Origin of the sequence: Micromonospora carbonacea, from assembly GCF_014205165.1 — a bacterium.
Lineage (GTDB): Bacteria > Actinomycetota > Actinomycetes > Mycobacteriales > Micromonosporaceae > Micromonospora > Micromonospora carbonacea.
The window spans coordinates 2303890-2321854 of sequence record NZ_JACHMZ010000001.1 but is presented as its reverse complement, the minus strand read 5'-3'; the positions used below and the strand labels follow the sequence as shown (position 1 = coordinate 2321854).

Annotated in this window: 11 protein-coding genes; all 11 read right to left on the bottom strand. The window is 74.7% G+C overall.

Annotation, left to right across the window (positions count from 1 at the left end):
• Positions 1-63: 63 nt before the first annotated feature.
• Complete coding sequence (locus tag HDA31_RS10270) at positions 64-351, bottom strand: WXG100 family type VII secretion target (RefSeq protein WP_178064866.1); 288 nt, start codon at positions 349-351, stop codon at positions 64-66.
• A gap of 68 nt (positions 352-419) precedes the next feature.
• Positions 420-737: a WXG100 family type VII secretion target gene (locus HDA31_RS10265; protein ID WP_178064865.1), complete on the bottom strand. Its 318-nt coding sequence runs from the start codon at positions 735-737 to the stop codon at positions 420-422.
• 120 nt (positions 738-857) lie between these two features.
• Positions 858-2189, bottom strand: coding sequence for a type VII secretion protein EccB (eccB, locus tag HDA31_RS10260; protein WP_178064864.1), 1332 nt, complete (start codon positions 2187-2189; stop codon positions 858-860).
• A 1-nt stretch (position 2190) separates the two neighbouring features.
• Positions 2191-3570 (bottom strand): type VII secretion integral membrane protein EccD, encoded by a 1380-nt coding sequence (gene eccD / locus HDA31_RS10255; RefSeq protein ID WP_178064863.1) that lies wholly within the window; start codon positions 3568-3570, stop codon positions 2191-2193.
• 31 nt (positions 3571-3601) lie between these two features.
• On the bottom strand, positions 3602-5548 hold the full coding sequence (locus HDA31_RS10250) for a hypothetical protein (protein WP_178064862.1): 1947 nt from the start codon (positions 5546-5548) through the stop codon (positions 3602-3604).
• Positions 5545-9519 (bottom strand): type VII secretion protein EccCa, encoded by a 3975-nt coding sequence (gene eccCa, locus HDA31_RS10245; protein WP_178064861.1) that lies wholly within the window; start codon positions 9517-9519, stop codon positions 5545-5547. Before eccCa ends, HDA31_RS10250 begins: the two co-directional genes overlap by 4 nt.
• 201 nt (positions 9520-9720) lie before the next feature.
• Entirely contained in the window at positions 9721-10725 is a 1005-nt protein-coding gene (locus tag HDA31_RS10240) for a glycoside hydrolase family protein (RefSeq protein ID WP_178064860.1), read from the bottom strand.
• A gap of 40 nt (positions 10726-10765) precedes the next feature.
• Positions 10766-11263, bottom strand: a complete 498-nt coding sequence (locus HDA31_RS10235) for a hypothetical protein (RefSeq protein WP_178064859.1) — start codon at positions 11261-11263, stop codon at positions 10766-10768.
• Positions 11264-11307: 44 nt separating this feature from the next.
• Positions 11308-14802: an AAA family ATPase gene (locus HDA31_RS10230; RefSeq protein WP_178064858.1), complete on the bottom strand. Its 3495-nt coding sequence runs from the start codon at positions 14800-14802 to the stop codon at positions 11308-11310.
• Entirely contained in the window at positions 14799-16682 is a 1884-nt protein-coding gene (locus HDA31_RS10225; RefSeq protein WP_178064857.1) for a hypothetical protein, read from the bottom strand. The genes HDA31_RS10230 and HDA31_RS10225 overlap by 4 nt, the downstream gene beginning before the upstream one ends.
• A complete protein-coding gene (locus HDA31_RS10220) occupies positions 16679-17950 on the bottom strand; it encodes a hypothetical protein (protein ID WP_184871952.1) in 1272 nt (423 codons plus the stop codon). Before HDA31_RS10220 ends, HDA31_RS10225 begins: the two co-directional genes overlap by 4 nt.
• Positions 17951-17965 lie beyond the last annotated feature (15 nt).

Genomic DNA, 17965 nt, shown 5'->3' with positions numbered 1-17965 from the left:
ACCCGGTGTCGGCTCGGCGGGACTGCCGCCCCGGCCTCGTGCGAGGTCGGGTTCGGCGGGGTGCTAGCTGAAGATGGCCGCGCCCCGGTTGTCGCCGTGCTGGTAGTTGACGTTGATCTCCTGGAGGCGCTGCTGCCCTAGGGCCAGGGCCGCCCGCATCTCCTGCTGTCCCTGGTTCCACAGCGCCTGGGCGGCCTTGTACGCCTCCGGCGCCTGACCGTTGTTGGCGGCGGTGAACCTCGCCACCGAGGCCTGGAGGTTCGCCAGCGACTGGTCGAGTTCGCGGGTCTCCCTGGCCATCTCGTCGGCGACGGCCTGCACGGCAGCGGGATTGATGCTGTAGTTGGCCATTCTCGGCCTCCTTGTCGTTCGTCGGGCGGGGTTCGTCGGTCCGGGCTGCACAGGTGCGGGCCGGGCGGTCAGCCGACGGCCCAGCCGCCGGCCCGCATCGCGCTGTCGTCTTCGGTCGTGGTGGTCAGTTGCGCGTACTGCTGCATGTTCTGGTTGAGCATGTCCAGGCCCGCCTGGACCTTCTGGAAGCCGTTGAGCCACTGCTGGACGGCCTGGAGGAACCGCGGCGCGGCCGAGTCGCTCTGCCACTGGGCGGACAGGTTGCTGCTGGCGGCCGTGACGGCCTGCTGGCTGTTCTTGGCCTCGGCCTGCGCCTGGCCGAACGCCATGACCATGCCCTTGATGGTCGCCTCGTCGGCGACGATTCCCTGCTGGTTGATCGGCATGACTCTCCTTGTCTGCTATCGGTCGGGTGGTTGCGATGGGTGGGACACGTGCTCTCGCGGCCTGCCGCGTCCGGCCGAGGGGCGGGCCACGGCGGCGGGACGTTCGGGTACCCCGCGGCCTCACCTCCCTTCCGGCCGGGCCAGCGCCGGCCCGGCGGGCAGCATGGCGACCAGTGGCTTGGGCATGACCACCGCCTGGTCGAGCGAGTAGCCCAGGGTGGTGACGTCGCCGCCCAGGATCGGGTAGGCGATCCCCCGCTCGTTGACCAGCAGGCCCTGCTGCCGCCACCGGTCCGTGTCGGCGTCGGCCGGGGGCATCAGCAGCGCTCCCCCGCCCGACGGCACCCGCACCGTCACGCCGGGCTTCCCGCCGCTGCCGCCGCTCGGCAGGCCGGCCCCGTTGGCCAGGACGACCTTGGGTTTCTCGTCGGCCTGCCCCGCGTGCTCCGCGCAGACCACGGCGTCCTCGGGCATGGACGGTGGCGCCGGCGGGGTGGCCGGAAGCGCGGTCAGCGGCCGCACCGGGCTGCGCTGGCCGGCGGCGACCAGGTCGGCAGCGGTGATGGCGGTCTCCTTGGCCGCGCCCGGCGTGGCCCGCTGCAACCGGTACTCGGTCTCGGTCAGCGGGGCCAGCCCGTCGGAGGTCATCAGGTAGTGGCCGACCTTGCCGTTGCCCATGTCCACGGCGAACAGCTGGCCGATGGACGTCGGCCGGCCGGCCACCCTCGGGCCTGCGCCGCCGGCCCGAGCCACCTTCGGCGGGCCGACCGTGCCGTCCAGCGGGATCGACTCCAGCCAGGCGGTCGCCACCGGCACCGGGGCGAGCAGCCCCAGCCCCAGCACGTCGGCCATCCACGGCTGGGGCAGGAGCAGCCGTCGCCCGCCCCACAACAGGTACGTCCTGCCGCCCGCGGTGACCGGCAGCGCCTGCCCGTCGCCGAGCGGATCGGGGGCCGCCGGCACGTCGACGTCGAGCACGACCCGGTTGGCGTCCCGGCTACAGGCCCGCCACACCCCCTGGTTGACCCGGCCGGCCGCGGGCAGCACCTGCGGCCCGGCCGGGGTGCCCACCGCCGGGCCCTGCGGCACGCTGGCGAGTCTGGCCGAGGACACGGTGACCGGGGTGAGTCGCCCGCCGGCCAGCAGGGTGGCCGTCGCCACGTCGTTGACCAGGCGTAGCCGACCGTCGACCAACACGTACCGCGCCCCGGTCGAGGCGTCCACCACCAGCATCCGCGGCTGCTGCCAACTGGTCGAGCCCGATCCCGGCATGAGCGCCCAGATCGCGACCCCGCCCAGCAGCAGGACCCCGAGCACCAGGCCGACGATCGTGCCGGTGCGGTCCCGGCGGGTCGGTGACTCGGCGGTCTCCGGCTCGGCCCGCACCAGCGCACCGGTCACCCGGGCCATCATGTACCGCTGGGCGTCCACCTGGTCACGACGCGACGACACGTCAACCCACCCGCGCCCGGATCACGTCGATCAGGCCGGTGATGACCACGACGGTCGGCCCGAGGGCGGCCACCATCGCGGTGTGCGCCAGGTCGCCCGTCCGGCCCCAGATCGGGTTGAACCGCCGACCGACCGGTATCCGCGCCGCCACCCCGCACGCCACCGCCAGGAGCAGGCAGCAGCCGATCGCCAGTTGGGCGGCCAACGGACTCCGGTCCGTGGGTGCGGTCAGGCACCAGGCCGCCATGGCGACCATCGCCGGACCGGCCAGCGCCGCCCGGTGCCAGACGCTCGTCATCGGCCGGGTCGCCAGGATCTGGGCGATGGCGGCCAGCCAGGCGGCCAGCGGCGCGGCCCGGCCGGGCGCCGTCGCCAGCCACACCATCGCGGCCCCGGAGACCAGGCCGAGCGCCGCGTACAGGGCGGTCATGAACTGGTCGGCGACGGCGGCCCGGGTGAGCACCCCGGCGGCCGGTTCCGGGTCGATGCCCTTCTGCAGGTCCGCCGGTTCGACGGGCATCTCCGGCAGGGTGAACCCGGCGAGCTTGAAGGCGGCCGACGGCACCGCCGGACGCAGCGCCGTGGTGACGACGACAGTGACCGCGGCGATCGTGGTCCAGTCCAGCGTGGCCCTGGTGTGCAGTGCGAGCGCGGCGGCGACCAGCAGCCATGCCGCCAGCAGGCCGACGGCGATCGGCCACCAGCCGGTGCGCGGGAAGACGAACGCGGCCACCAGCAACGCGGCGACGGTGCCGGCGGTCGCGCCCAGGAGGACCAGCCGGGGCACGGTGGCACCGCCGGCCGTGTCCAGCGCGGCGACCACGGTGCCGACCACACCGGCGGCGCCCAGGATGCCGGCCGTGGCCCGGTCGGCCAGCTTGCGCACCACCGCGAAGCCCGCGACGAAGCACAGCACCGCCATCGCCGCGAGCAGCACCGGGTTGCGGGACTCGGCCGGCCACCTCCGGGCGGCGGCCAGCCAGGCGGTCAGCCAGGCGGCCAGCAGCAGCAGGGCGGTGACCCGGGTGGTCTGCGGACGCCACAGCCCGGACCGCTTGCGGATGCCGGCCGAGACGCCGTCGACCAGGTCGTCGTAGGCCAGCGGCGGAATCTGGTCGGTGCGTGGACGTACGTGCACGACCTCGCCGTCGACCAGGTCGAGATCGGCGACGGTGCGGGACTCGTCGAAGACCGGTCCACCCAGCCGTTGCACGATCCAGCCGCTGTGCTCCAGACCACGATCGGCGAGGTCCGGTCCCAGCGCGCCCAGCAGGGCCGGCATCATGTCGGCCAACGGAATGTGGGTGGGCAGACTCACGTCGACCTGGCTGGTCGGCCCGACCACCAGCAGTCGGCACAGTTCCCCGCGCTCGGCGCTCATATTCCGAACACGTGCGCGCGGTCACGGGAGTTCACGGCTTTCTTGCCCGTCCCGGGTGTCCGTGCGGGGCGGCGGGCAGGAGCCGGGCCGGGACCGTGCGCTCGCCCAGGAACCAGTGCTCCCGGCCGGCGGCCTCCGCTGCGGCTTCGGGGTCGTCGCCGGAGCGGACGGAACCGAACCAGGTCACCGGTGTGGCGGAACGGTCCAGCAGCGCCTCGGCCTCGGGCGGCAGGGTCACCACGTCGAGGGTCTGGTCCTGGTTGCGTCGCCGGTCGGTGACCGACGTGACCGGGCCGAGGTCGGTGGAGAGGTGCCCGAACGCGAGCAGCAGCGCGGTCCACGCGGTGTCCGGTTCGGGCAGCCCGCGCACCAGCGGAGCGACCGCGGTGAGGCACAGGTCCCCCGCGCGCGACAGGTGCTGCCAGCGCAGCAGGTCCACGCAGGCGACCAGGGTCGGCAGCGGGTCCGGGTCGGGGCAGGCGACCGGCGGCTGGCCGTCGACCGGCGGCAGCCAGCTCAGCTCGCTGTGCCCGCGTACCGCCGGTGCCGGCCTGACCAGATCGGCCACGCCGATGCCCAGCCGGGCCAGCAGCCAGTGGTGCACCCGCCCGGTGCGCATCGCGGTGACCGCCCAGGTCCAGGAGGCCGGTTCCCCATGCCACCCCGACGCCCCCGCGACCGGCGGGCCGGACCCGGCTCGCGGGTCCGAGGTGGGCGGGTCCGGGTCGGCCGGCTCGGGGGTGTCGGCGGCGTAGAGGTCGCGCGGGTCGCGCAGGTAGTTGTACCGCGCGCCCTCCAACCACAGTGCCAGCGCGGGGTGCCCCGCCGGGGCCAGGATGACGTCGTTGAGGACGATCTCGTCGGTGAGCGCGTGCAGCGTGAACCCGTGCGCCGACGCGGCGACCCGGTCGAACAGGTCCGGCAGCCGGGCCGGTCCGTCGGCCGCCGGCGGCCCGTCCCACCGGCCGCGGAACAGCCGGTAGCCGCCGCCCGGCACACCTTCGGCACCCGGCCCCTCCGGGCGGTCGGCCCGCTCGGCCGGCGGGGGCGCGGCGTCGGGCAGGAAGCGCAGGTCACCGTCGGCGTACAGGCCGCCGAACCGGTGCACCACCTCGACCCGCAGGTGGTCGCTGGCCGCCGCGAAGCCCTGCGGCAGCCTGCGGTTCAGCTCCAGCGCGTACGGGGTGTGCAGGGTCATCGGCGCGTTCGCGTGGAACAGCTCGGCCACGCTCACCAGGTGGATGCCGTGGGTGCCGGCCCAGGCGAGCAGGGCGCGCGTCGGGGCCAGGGGATCGGGGTGGCCGGCCGGGGCGGGCGGGGTGGCGCGGGCCGCGTCGAAACGGGACCGTGGGATGTCCGTCCACAGCACGAAGTCGACCTGGCCGGCGTAGCTGTCGGCCGCCGCGCCGTAGTTGACCCAGAAGCCGTTCGACTCCGGCAGCGGACGGCCGAGCCAGATGCCGTGCACGACGTGCGGGATGGTGGTGGTGTCGGGCAGCGGCGGCGCGTGCTCCGGTTGGCCCCAGAGCCGGGCGGCACCGTCGCGCCGGAACGTGCTGACCGGGCCCCCGTCGGCGGCCAGGGCCGCGGGCGTCAGGTCGGCGGCGGTCGGGGCCGGACGGGTCATGCTCACCCGCCGCAACAGCGGCGCGACCAGGTGCGGGGCGAGCCGGCGCACGTCGACGCCGGCGAGGAACCCCGGTGCCCGCGGCAGGAGGCGGGAGCCGAAGACGTCGCCGCCGATCCAGCGGCGCGCCAGGTTCTCCTCGGCCGCCCAGGTGTAGAGGTCGGGGTAGGTCATCCGGCGCAGCCAGTCCAGCAGCCCGGTGTCGCAGGGCCAGGCGGTCGGCGTCGCCGACGGTCCGGGCAGGCAGGCCAGGGCCCGCAGCCGCCGGGCCAGTTCCTCGGCCGCCGCCGGTTCGGCGGTGCGGGCCGACGGGGTGGGCGTACGGGGCGGGCGGGCGGCGGTGCGGGTCATCGGCCGGCCTCGGTGGACACCTCCGGCGCGGGTGCCAGCGCCGTCTGGATCAGCCGGCTGCCGCGCCGGGTGCACAGCAACGCCCGGCCCGGGGGCAGCGGACGGGGCTTGGTGTTGCCCAGCAGCGGGCCTTCCGTCGGCGGGCAGGACAGCGCCACGTCCGGAGTGTTCAGTTCCTGGATGCGGCGCAGCAGCGGGTCCATCGACAGCCGCATCGCTCCGGCCGCGGCCCGCGCGACGACCACGTGCAGGCCGATGTCGCCGCCCTGGGGCAGCAACGGGATCAGGTTGGCCAGCGGGTTGTCGTGCCCGGCGAGCAGCTCGTAGTCGTCGACCAGGACGTACAGCGCGGGGCCGGTCCACCAGTCGCGGGCACGTAGCTGCTCCGGGGTGATGTCGGGGCCGGGAACCCGCGGCCGGAGGCCGGCGAGCGCCTCGGCGGCGGTGTCCCGGGTGCTGTCCGGCGAGACCGAGTAGCCGAGCCGGTAGGCGGCCGGCACGTCGTCGAAGAGCTGCCGCCGGTAGTCGACGGCCATGATGCGCGCCTGGGCCGGGGTGTGGCTGGTGACGATCGCGTGGGCGACGAGGCGCAGCAGGTTCGTCTTCCCGCTCTCGGTGTCCCCCAGCACGGTCAGGTGCGGCATCGCCCGGAAGTCGTGCCACACCGGCGCGAGCTGGTCCTCGTCCACGCCGAGCGCGATGCGGGCTTCCTGCGGCGCCGGCAGCTCGGCCATCGGCAGCGAGGCCGGCAGGGTGCGCACGGCGGCGGCGCGTTCCCCGGGCCAGCTGTCCGCCACCGCGGACACCAGGTGCTCGGTGGCCGCGGCGAGCCCCTCGGCCGACTGGACGCCGTCGATGCGCGGCAACGCGCCGAGGAAGTGCAGCTTGGCGTCGGTCAGCCCGTGCCCCGGCCGGCGGGGCACCTGGGCCGCCGCACGCAGGTCGATCCCGGACTCCACCGGGTCGCCCAGGCGCAGTTCGAGGCGCGTGCCGACCTTGTCCCGCATCGACATGTGCAGCTCCGACCAGCGGCCCATGGAGATCATCATGTGGACCCCGTAGTTCAGGCCCCGGGCGGCGATGTCCCGGGCCGTCTCCTCGGCCGGCTCGAACTCCTGGCGCAGCACGAACCACCCGTCCACGACCAGGAACACGTCGCCGAACCGGTCCTCGGTGATGCGGCCGTCGGCCTGCGCCTGCAGGTAGGCGTCCCGGCCGTGGATGCCCAGCTCCGCGCAGCGCCGTTCCCGCTCGACGAGGATCGAGCGGACCTCGGCCACCGTGCGGCCCACCCGCTCCGGCTCGTGCCGGCCGGCGACCCCGCCGATGTGGGGCAGGCCGGCCAGCCCGGCCAGCGCGCCGCCGCCGAAGTCGAGGCAGTAGAACTGCACCTGCCGCGGCGAGTGGGTGAGGGCCAGCCCGCACACCAGCGACCGCAGCAGCGTGCTCTTGCCGCTCTGCGGCCCGCCGGCCACGCCCACGTGCCCGCCGACCCCGGCCAGGTCCACCACGAGCAGGTCACGCAGCTGCTCGAACGGCTTGTCGATGAGGCCGACCGGCACCTGCAGGTGCCCGTGCCGGCCGGCGTCGATGGGACGCAGCCCGTGCTCGGGGTCGGGCAACAGCGGCGGCAGCACGTCGTCCAGGGTGGGCGCGTCCTCCAGCGGCGCCATCCACACCTGGTGTGCCGGCGGACCCTGGTCGACCAGCCGGTCCACCAGCGCGTGCAGCACGGTCGTGCCGGTGTCGGCCGGCTCCTGCGGCGTCGGTTCCGCCGGCGGGAGCGGCGCCGGGACGGCGGGCGCGGCGGCCGCGGCGGTGAACGGGACCACCTGGCTGGCGATCACCTCGCGGCGCAGTCCGGTGCTGCGCACCCGGTGCGGGCCGGACACGTACGCGGCCTTGAACCGGGTGATGCTGGTGACGCTGGAACGCAGGTATCCGTTGCCCGGATCACCCGGCAGCTCGTACGCGTCGGGCACGCCGATGACCGCCCGCGACTCCATCGCGGAGAACGTGCGCAGCCCGATGCGGTACGACAGGTGCCCTTCGAGCTGGTGGATACGCCCGTCCTCCAGGCGCTGCGAGGCCAGCAGCAGGTGCACCGCGAGCGAGCGGCCGAGCCGACCGATCATCACGAACAGCTGGATGAACTCGGGGTTGGCCGCGATCAGCTCGCTGAACTCGTCCACCACCACGAACAGGGTGGGCAGCGGTTCGAGCTCGGCGCCCTGGGCGCGGGCCTTCTCGTAGTCGCGCACCGAGGTGAAGCTGCCGGCCCGGCGGAGCAGCTCCTGCCGGCGCACCAGCTCCCCCTGGAGGGTGGTCTGCATCCGGTCGACCAGCGCGGCCTCGTCGGCCAGGTTGGTGATGAGCGCGGAGACGTGCGGCAGCCGGTCCAGCCCGACGAAGGTGGCGCCGCCCTTGAAGTCCACCAGCACGAAGTTGAGGGTCTCCGAGGAGTGCGTGGCGGCCAGGGCCAGCACCAGGGTGCGCAGCAGCTCGCTCTTGCCCGACCCGGTGGCGCCGATGAGCATGCCGTGCGGCCCCATCCCGCCCTCGGCTGATTCCTTGATGTCCAGCTCGATCGGGGAGCCGTCGGCGGCCACCCCGATGGGCACCCGCAGCCGGTCGGCGGGCGTGCGGGCCTCCCACCGGGCGCGCGGGTCGAAGGTGTCCAGGTCGGGGATGTCCAGCAGGTCGGGCAGGTCGAGGACGGCGCTGAGTCCGCTGGCCGGCTGCTCGCCGGTGACCCTGGTGGCGTGCCGGGCCATGATCCGGGCCACCGCCCGCAGCCGGGGCACGTCCAGGTGGTCTGGTGCGGCGAGCCGCGTGCGCACCTCCCGGCCCACGTGGTCCTTCTCGATCATGTCCACGTCGGTGGCGGACACCTCCAGGTTGAGCACGTTGTCCCCGTCGGCGAGGCCACGGCCGTCGAAGTCGACGAGGACGGCGTTGCGGTACCCGGAGACGGTCAGCCGGGCGCCCGCCGGGATGACGCCGCCGTCGCAGACCACCACGACGAACGGTTCCTCGCGGGAGGGCTGGGCGTCGTCCTCGTACCGGGAGCGGGCCGCGAACTCCGCGCCCAGCAGCCGCTCCACCTCTTCGAGGGTGGCGCCGAACAGCCGTACCGGCCCGGCCACGTCGACGTCGGTGGCGTGCTTGGCGTGCGGCAGCCACTTGGCCCACTCCCACTGCTCGGCCTGCTCGACGCCGATGCACAGCGCCAGCCGCAGCTCGTCCGGGGCGTGGAAGGTGACCAACTGGGCGAGCATGGCGCGCACCATGCCCCGCGCCACGTCCCGGTCGCCGCTGATCCGCACGTGCGCGAAGCCGGGCAGGCACAGCGCGACGGGCTGGTCGGGCACCGTCGTGTAGGCCCTGATGAACCGGCGCAACGCCTTCGCGCACACCGGTTCCAGGTCCTCCACCGGCTTGGTGTCCAGCGGGGTGATCCGCACCGCGAGCCGCTGGGCGCCGGTGCCGACCCGGATCTCGCCGAAGTCCGGATGCGTCGGCCGGCGCTCCCACAGCCGGCTGGTCATCGCCAGCGACCACAGCGACTCCGGGTCGGGGTGCCGCCAGGCCAGCGCGCTCTGCTGCTCCGCGGCGTACTGGCGGACCCGCGCCCTGGTCTGGGACAGGTAGCGGAAGTAGTCGCGCCGGTCGCCGTTGATCTGCTGCTTGCGGTTGCCGTTGGCCATCGTCATCTGGAACACGGCCATGCCCGCCATGCCGCCGCCCATCATGACCAGCATGACCATGCCCATCGGGCCCTTGAGCGAGTTGCTCATCATCATGAACATGAACCCGCCGGTCATCAGCAGGCTCGGCAGGATCATCCCGAGCGAGCGGAATCCCGCAGGCTGCACCTCCGGAACGACCGGCGGCTCCTGCAGGGTGATCTCGCCGTGTGGCAGTTCGGGTCCGTTGCGGCGCGCCGGCCGCCGGAAAGGTCTGGTGCTCACATCCGTCACACGGCTACGGGCCGGAAAGAGTTGACCGGTGCCCGGAATCGACAACTTTCCGCACCGGGGGCGTCGCGCGACGCCCTCCCCGGCGGCGGCCGGCAGGCGGACAGGCGCACACGCCCGGTCGCCGCGGGGCGTCCCCCCGCGGCGGCCGGGCGCACGGACAAGCCGCAGCCGCCGGCGATGCGCCGGCCGGCGCTACCCGGCTGCGCGGGCGATGCGGATTCTGGCGTTGAGGCGGGGTCCGGCCTCGTAGAGCATGTACTGGACGCCGCCGTCGGTGCCGAATGCGGGGGCCGCGACGCGGCCGTCGTCCGACGCGATCGGCCGGTGGAACACCCCGAGGTGGACCTCCCGGTCGAAGTTGACGCCGACCTCGGTGAGGTACATGTTGCCGCTGTTGCCGTGGTAGGCGAGGTACGCCGTGCCGTTGCGTTTCAGCAGGTGCGGCGCGGAGATGTCGGTGAGTCCGTCGCCGGAGGGTGAGACCAGCGGGTTCGGGTCGAACTGCCAGCCGCTCCAGCCGTTGGGCGACCAGCCCCAGAAGATCTTGCGAGCGCCGGGCCCGATGGTGTGCAGGCCCATGAACACCATGACGTAGCGGTTGTTCCTGCCGGCCACCGAGTGCTCGAAGACCCGCGCGTAGGAGGTCTCGGTCGTGTTGGGCACGAGCCTGGTGGAGAGGATGGGCGTCTCGTCGGTGAACCGGATGCCGTCGGTGGAGCGGGCCACGCGGGTGGTGAAGTTCTCGCCGTGGAAATAGAGGTAGAACTGCCGGGTGGGCGCGTCCCAGACGACGTGGGGTGACGACACGTGGCTGACGGTCGTGGTGGGGAGAACTCGGTCGACGATGGGGTTGCCGGGGTATTCGGTGTAGGGGCCTTCGAGCCGGTCGGCGTAGGCGAGGCAGATTCCGCCGGGCGCGTCGTGGGGCGCGTAGTAGAGGTAGTAGCGGCCGAGGTAGCTGTCGAGTTTGTCGTAGACGCCACGGACGCAGGGGAAGATGAACTCGCCGGTGGGGTTGTAGCGCAGTGGACCGGCGAAGGCGTCGCGGACGTACTGGTAGGTGGGGAACCCGCCGGGTGCGGCGAGCGCCGGTGTGGGCGCGGCGGTGAGCGCGCCGCCCGCGGCGGCGACGCCGGCGGCGGCCGCGCCGCGCAGCAGGGCGCGCCGGGTGACGGGGCCTTCAGGGGTACGGGTCATCGCGGTCCCTCCGTCGAGTCTGCGTATGGCGTCTCAAGAATCACCACGGCCCTCTCCGCAGGGGAACCCCCGCCCCCTGGCCACCGTACGAACGCTGCCGCTCCTGCGGCGCCTCGAGACCGTCCACCGATGGGAGCATCGGCGATGGCGGCAGCTCGGGCAGGTCGACGTCGACGGCGAAGGGCGAGCCGCCCGCCGCCTCCTCCGGGGAACCCGCGGGCGCGGGGCGGGTCAGCAGCACCTTCAGGTCGTCGTGTTCACGGTCACCGCTCCAGAACACGTCCTTCGTCGCTATCAGCCGCTGGAGCTCGTTGCCGTGCCGGACGATGGCGCCCGCCTCCACCGAGACGTTCGGCCGCCAGACGCCGTCACCGCGGTCGTGCTCGAACCGGAGCGCCCACCGCCTCCCACTCGCTGACGCCGAGGTCCCGACGTCCAGGTTGAGCATCTTCTGCACGTCACCGGAGAACACGATCCGCTGCGCGAAGAGGGACTCCTTGCTCACCACCCTGATCCGCCAGGCACCCCGCATACTCACTGCCGGCATTCTCAAGCACCTTTCTTCCGTATCCAGGACAGGGGTCAGGCCGCGATGGCCGCCCGCACGTCGGCCGCGCGCAACTGGCGCATCTCCTCCACGGTCGGCGCGGCGGCCCCGCGCAACCGGTTGGCCTGCTTGGTCATGGTGCGTTCGAGCAACTGGCGGGCGTACCGGCCGTTGCCGAAGGTCTCGTCCCGGGTCAGGCTCTCGAAGTGCGCGTACAGCAGGGGAATGCTGTCGTTGCTGAAGTCGAAGCCGCCGTCGCGGGCCAGCGCCTGCAGGATCGACACCAGTTCCGACGAGGTGTACGACTCGAACGGGATCTGCCGGCTGAACCGGGAGGCCAGGCCCGCGTTGTTGGCCAGGAACCGGCGCATGTCCCCCGTGTAGCCGGCCGCGATCACCACGATGTCGTCCCGGTGGTCCTCCATCAGCTTCACCAGTGTGTCGATGGCTTCCCGGCCGAAGTCGTTGCCCTGGCCGGTCAGCGCGTACGCCTCGTCGACGAACAGCACGCCGCCGCGCGCCCGGTTGAACACGTCGGTGGTCTTGACGGCGGTGTGCCCGACGTACTCGCCGACCAGGTCGGCCCGGGAGACCTCGACGAGCTGACCGGTGCGCAGCACGCCCATCGCGTTGAGCAGCTGGCCGTACAGCCGGGCCACGCTGGTCTTGCCGGTGCCGGGCGGCCCGGCGAAGACCAGGTGCCGGGATACCGTCGGGGTGGGCAGACCGGCCCGGGTCCGGGCCTCGGTGGAGGCGATCAGGTCGATCACGTCGGTCACCTCGCGCTTGACCGCGTCCAGGCCGACCATCGAGTTCAGCCTGCCGAGCAGGTCCTGGACGACCTGCGCCACGCCGGCCGGCTCCGCCGGCCCGGCCGCCTGTCCGCCCAGGTCCTCCGGCAGCAGCCGGGCCAGTTCGAGGTCGCTGGCCTGCGGGTTGCTCGACAGCCGGTACGCCTGACGCCCCAGCATGTCCTCGAAGACCTGCCGCGCCACGCGGGCGTTGCCGAAGGTCTCGGTGCGGGCCATCTCGCTGAAGTGCCGCACCAGGGCCTGCCGCGTCTCGTACTCCAGCGCGTAGTGGTGGGCGCGGCAGAGCCGCTCGACGATCTCGGCCAGGTCGTCGTCGGAATAGCTGTCGAACTGGACGGTGCGGGCGAAGCGGGACTCCAGGCCCGGATTGGCGGCCAGGAAGGTCCGCATGTTCGGGCTGTAGCCGGCGACCACCACGACCACCTCGTCCCGGTGGTCCTCCATCAGCTTGACCAGGGTGTCGATGGCCTCCCGGCCGAAGTCGTGGCCGCCGCCGCCCCCGCCGGACGAGAGCGTGTACGCCTCGTCGATGAACAGCACCCCGCCCAGGGCCTCCTCGAACCGGGCCGTGGTCTTCACGGCGGTGCCACCGACGTGCTCGGCGACCAGGTCGCTGCGGGACACCTCGACCAGTTGCCCGCTGGCGAGCACCCCGAGGGCGGCCAGGATCCGGGCGAAGATGCGGGCCACCGTGGTCTTGCCCGTGCCGGGGGGCCCGGCGAAGACCAGGTGCCGGGACATGGGCGGCACGTGCAGCCCGGCCTCCCGGCGACGCTTGGCGATCTGGTTGAGCCCGACCAGGGTGGACACCTCGTGCTTGACCCCGGCCAGGCCGACCAGCCCGTCCAGTTCGCGCAGCAGCGCGGCCACCGGCCCGTCCTCGGCCCGGCCGCCGCCCGTGGCACGGCCCGACGCCCCGACACTCGGCGGACCGTCGCCGGGCCCACCGGCACCGGGACCGCCGTCGGCGGGCGCCAGGGAACCGAACGGCTCGACGCCGGACGGCGCGGGGCCCCGCGGGCGGGTGTCGGAGGGCTCGCCGGCCGGGGTGACGCCCGGGCTGGCGCCTCCGGTCGGGGCGGGCGCGGCTCCCGGGGCCGCGTCGGCCGCCGGCGCGTCCCGCCGCCCGGCCGCGGGCGGCGGGAGGGAGACCGGCCGCCCGTTGTGACCGGTGTCCACGTCGGACAGCTCGACCGCCGCGGTCGGGCTCGGCGCGTCCACGGCGACGCCACCGTTGCCGCGCACCACCCCGCCGCGCAGTCGCACCGGCGCGTTGGTCTCCACGAGGACGCCCGGGCCCTGGTTACCCACGATCTCGCAGTCCGACGCGGTGACGCTGCTGCCGGCGCCGGCCCGGATCCCGGGGCCGCGGCTGCCGCTGATCCGGCTGCGGGACACGGTGACCACGCTGGGGCCGCCGGTCAGCAGGCCGGCACCGGCCGAATCCTCCACGGCCATCGAGGACAGGGTGGGGCGGGCGTTTCCGGCCACCTCCACACCGACCCGGCAGCCGGTGAACCGGGAGTTGGACAGCACGGCGGTCGCGTCGTCGGCGAGCTTCGCCCCGGCGGCCCGCGCCCCGGTGACCTGCCCGCTGGAGAACCGGCCGGCGCCGCCGGTCGCGTGCAGGCCGTACCGGACGCCCTCGATGGACAGGTTGTGCAGGTGCGGATCGGCGTCCTGCTCGATCGCCACGCCGATGGGAACGTCGCGTATCCCCACCCCGTCCAGCCGCGCCGTCGACCGGCCGGTCAGGAACACGCCCGCGTCGGCGCAGCCCGCCACCGTCCCGCCGGTCAGGTGCGGCGCCGCCGCGTCGCCGACCACCACCCCGGCCGCGCCGCAGTCGCGCACCTCGCAGTCGGTCAGCCTCGGCCGGGAGGTGCCCCGGCAGTCGAGGCCGTGGCCGCGGGCCCGGGTGATGACCGTGTCGGAGAGCGTGGGCGCCGCCTGCGCCATGGTCACCACGGCGTGCACCCGGGTGTCCCGGATCTCGCAGCCGTCCAGCGCCGGGGCCGCGTCGTCGCTGGCGAGGAGCCCGACCTCGCCGCCGAGCACGGTGGTGCCGGCCAGGTGCGGCCGGGCCGCCTGCTGCGCCACGACGGCGTACTGGCCGACCTCGTCGATGTGGCAGTTCTCCAGCCGCGGGGTGCTGACGCCCACCGCCAGCAGGGCCGCCTCCGCGATCCCGGTGAACGTGCAGTCGCGGAACACCGGGGCGCTCGGTCCGGACGTCAGGATCGCGTACCTGGCGATGTCGTGCACGCGCACGCGGGTGTACTCGCCCGCGCCGGCCTCGTGGACGATGCCCGCGCCGCCGGGGTTGCTGATCGCGCCGGCGCGCATCTGCACGGAGCCGCCGCGCACGTGGACCGCGGCCGGCGCCGTGGCGTCGATGGTGCAGGCCTCCAGGCGAACCCGGCCGGCGGCCACCTGGAGCAGCGGGATCCGCTCGTCGCCGCCGCGGATGGCGATGTCCTGGATCAGGACCTCGCCGCCGGCGACCAGGATGGCCGCGCCCGCGGGCACCTCGATGGTGACGGTGCCCGGGCCGTCCTCGGCGACCAGGACGACGTTCTGGCGGAACAGCGGCGCCTCGCGGTACACGCCGGGGCGTACCGCGACGGTGTCACCGGGTGCCGCCGAGTCCAGTGCCCGGGTGATGTCGGTGAGGCATCCGGTGTCCCTGGCCGACACCGACAGGACGCTGGTGGTCACGAATCTGCTCCTTCATGGCTGTCGCCGGCCGGTCGGGGCTGGAGCGCGAACGGGCGGCCGTCGGCCGCGAGGCCCAGCGGCCACGGCAGCGGCGGGGGCGTCGCGCGTTGCGACCGTGCGGCGAGCGCGTCTCGCAGCTTGCCGGCCACCCGCTCGTCGAGCCCACGTTCGTGACTCCCGAAGACGATCTCCCGCAGCAGTACGCACGGCACGCCGTCCGGCCCCTCGCCGGCGTCGAGCACCGCGAAGCGGGTGCCGGCGGCGAACATGGCCCGCCCGGCCCCGGCATCCGGCCCGCCCGGGACACCCAGGTGATCCAGCCGCCGCGCGGTCGCCGACCAGATCGCGTAGCGGCCCGCGCCGCCCTCCGCGCCGGCGTTCACCGACACCGTGGTGAACGCCGGCTCCACCAGCAGTTCTCCGGGGCCGTACCGGCCGGCCACCGCCAGCCCGGCGGGTGCCGCGGCGAAGACGGGACCGCCTATCGCCGGCAGTTGTCTCAGCCCCGCGCAGGCGCACCGGGCCAGCAACCGGACGTCCTCGTCGGGCGTCCCCCCGCCGCGCAGCGCGTCGTTGACCCGCTCGCCCACTGCGTCGAGCAGGGCCAGCACCGCGACGAGTCCGGCCATCGTGTCGTGCTCGCCGACCGCGCTGCGCAGCCCGGGGTGCAGCGACAGCGCCCGGGTCACCGTCCGGGAGTGCGCCTGGAACTTCCAGCCCAGCGCGGTGCGCAGCCGCTCCCGGTCCGCCTCGCCGGTGCGCGCCCGGATCCCGAACCAGGCCGCCCCGGGCCGCGCGGCGCGCGGCGTCGGCGGTGGGCCGACGTCCGCGCCGTTCCCGGGCGCACCGGTGGCGGCCGGGCCGCCTACCGGGGCACCGGCTACGGCCGGGCCGGTCGCCGGGGCATCGGCCGCGGCCGGGCCGGTCGCCGGGGCAGCCGCGGCGAGCGTGGCCACCGCTTCAGTCGAGGGGACGGCAGCGGTGGCCACGGCCGGCGGCCGGCAGGTGTCCAGCTCCAGCCGGGGCGGCTGGAACTCGGGCAGGACCATGCGCCGGATGCTGAGGTCGGGCCGGGGCACCTCGAGCACCGGAACGGCCAGCCCGAGCACGCCCGGCCCCGCTTCCGCAGACACCCCCCGCACAGACTCCGGTGCCGCAGGGCGCGACGTCGCCGCCGTCGGATCGGCGGGCGACGGGGCGGTTCCCGGACCGGCGATCACCGGCGGCGGTGCCGACCCGGGCGGGGGCGACGACACCGGCGACGACGGCTGGCGGTTCCGGTCACGGCCGGACGCGCGCTGACGTACGCGTACCGGCCCGAGTGGGGGCAGCAGGGGACCAGCCGGCTCCGGTTCGTCCCCGCCGTCCGGGCGCCAGCGCCAGAACAGCCCACTCGTGGAGGCGCGCCCGAAGGTGAAGCGGATGGCGGCGTCCGAGGCGTAGACCGGTGTCCCCAGGTCGACCGCGAGCTGGTGCAGCAACGGCCCGGCCCCGTCGGCCGGCGCGGAGGGCTGGGTGACCAGCAGCACCGGCCGGCCCCGCCACCGGGGGCAGTGCCAGATCGCCTGGGCCAGGTCGGTGCCGGCCAACGACCGGCCGCCCAGCTGGAAGCCGGACGGGCCGGCCTCGACCGCGAGCGCGAACCAGCCCGCCGGGCCGGGGGTGACCGATCCCTGGGCCTCCCACGGCCCCGGATCGAGCGCCGGCACCCGCGGACCGGCGCCCGGCAGGATGCGCGCCACCGCGGCGCCCACGGCCTTCGACGCCTGGCGCAGGTAGCGCGCCACCTGGTGTCCGGCCGGTACGCCCCCGGCCGGCTGCGGCAGTTTCCAGGACGACGGCAGGGATGCCCGCTGCCGTAGGACGAGCATGTCGGTCACGGCGACACCGGCCGCGGCGTCGCGTGGTCGTGCCGTGCCTCGGGCGGCACGCCCGGCAGCTCCGGGTGGGCCGGCGGCACGCCGTCGGACGACGGGACGTCGGGCGAGGAGGGTTCGGCCGGCGACGCCGGGTCGGCGTCGGCACCGGACGCCGGCCAGAGGACCGCCTCGGCGTCGGGCCGGCACAGGTGCACCAGGGCACGGTGCACGGAGATCTCGTCCAGGGGCTCGGCACGCTCGGCCCCGGTCAGGTGCGTGACCAGCTCCGGATCCGGGGCCAGGCCGTAGTTCTCCAGGTAGTACCCGACCGCCTCGCTCCACAGCCAGGTCCCGTCGGTGCGCAGGTGCATCGGCACCACGTCGCCACGGTCCGGGGACAGGATGTCGGCCATGGCGGCGCTGCTCCACGCGACGACCACCCCGCCGCGCAGCGCGGCGAGCAGCTCGTCGCGTCGCGCGGGATCGGAGACCACCGGCCGGTTGCTGGCGAACCACGGGCCGCGCACCGGATCGACGCCGTCGAAGAGCCGGGCGGTGGCCACCGGCACGGCCGGCCGCGCCGCCCACAGCAGCGAGCCGGACGAGCGGGCCAGCGTCTGGTAGAACGGCGCTCCCCCGGCCCCCCGCCAGCAGACCTCGACCTGCGCCTCGGCGTCTCCGGCCTCGACCATGCTGCGGCGCAGGCGTACGCCGAGCGCGGGGAGTCCGCCCGTCGTGTCGTCGACGCTGACCACGGCCACCCGCACCGGGTCCTGCCAGGGACGTGCGGTGTGCGGCATCCGCCACGCCCGCCACACGGCGCGAACCGCCGGGATCGCCGACGCCGCGGCCACCAGCGCCTGGTCGACCGGGTCGAGGACGTCGACCGGATCGGCGCTGCGGTCCTGCGGGAGCACCATCGACGCCAGCTCCTCCTGCGTGGTCGGCAGGTCGGACAGGAACTGCCAGGGTGCCTGCGGGCGGTCCCCGCGCAGTTCCTCCAGCGCCAGGCCGAGGTCGAGGTCCCCGCCGCCGAGGGCCAGTTCCTCGCGCATCGCCGAGATCTCGTCGGCGTCCAGTTGCAGCGGCTGGGACACCGCCTCGAAGGCGAGCGCCTGTACGACGTCCAGCCGCCGGCCGGCGGCCAGCGCGTCCTTCGCGTCGGTCAGCACCCGGTCCGGCAGCGAGCCGGCCAACCGCAGCAGCAACGCGTGCATGCTCTCGTCACGATCGGCGGCCCGGGTCGTTTCCGCCGCCACATCCAGGTCCGTGTCCACGTCCACGGTCACCGCCCTCCTTCACCC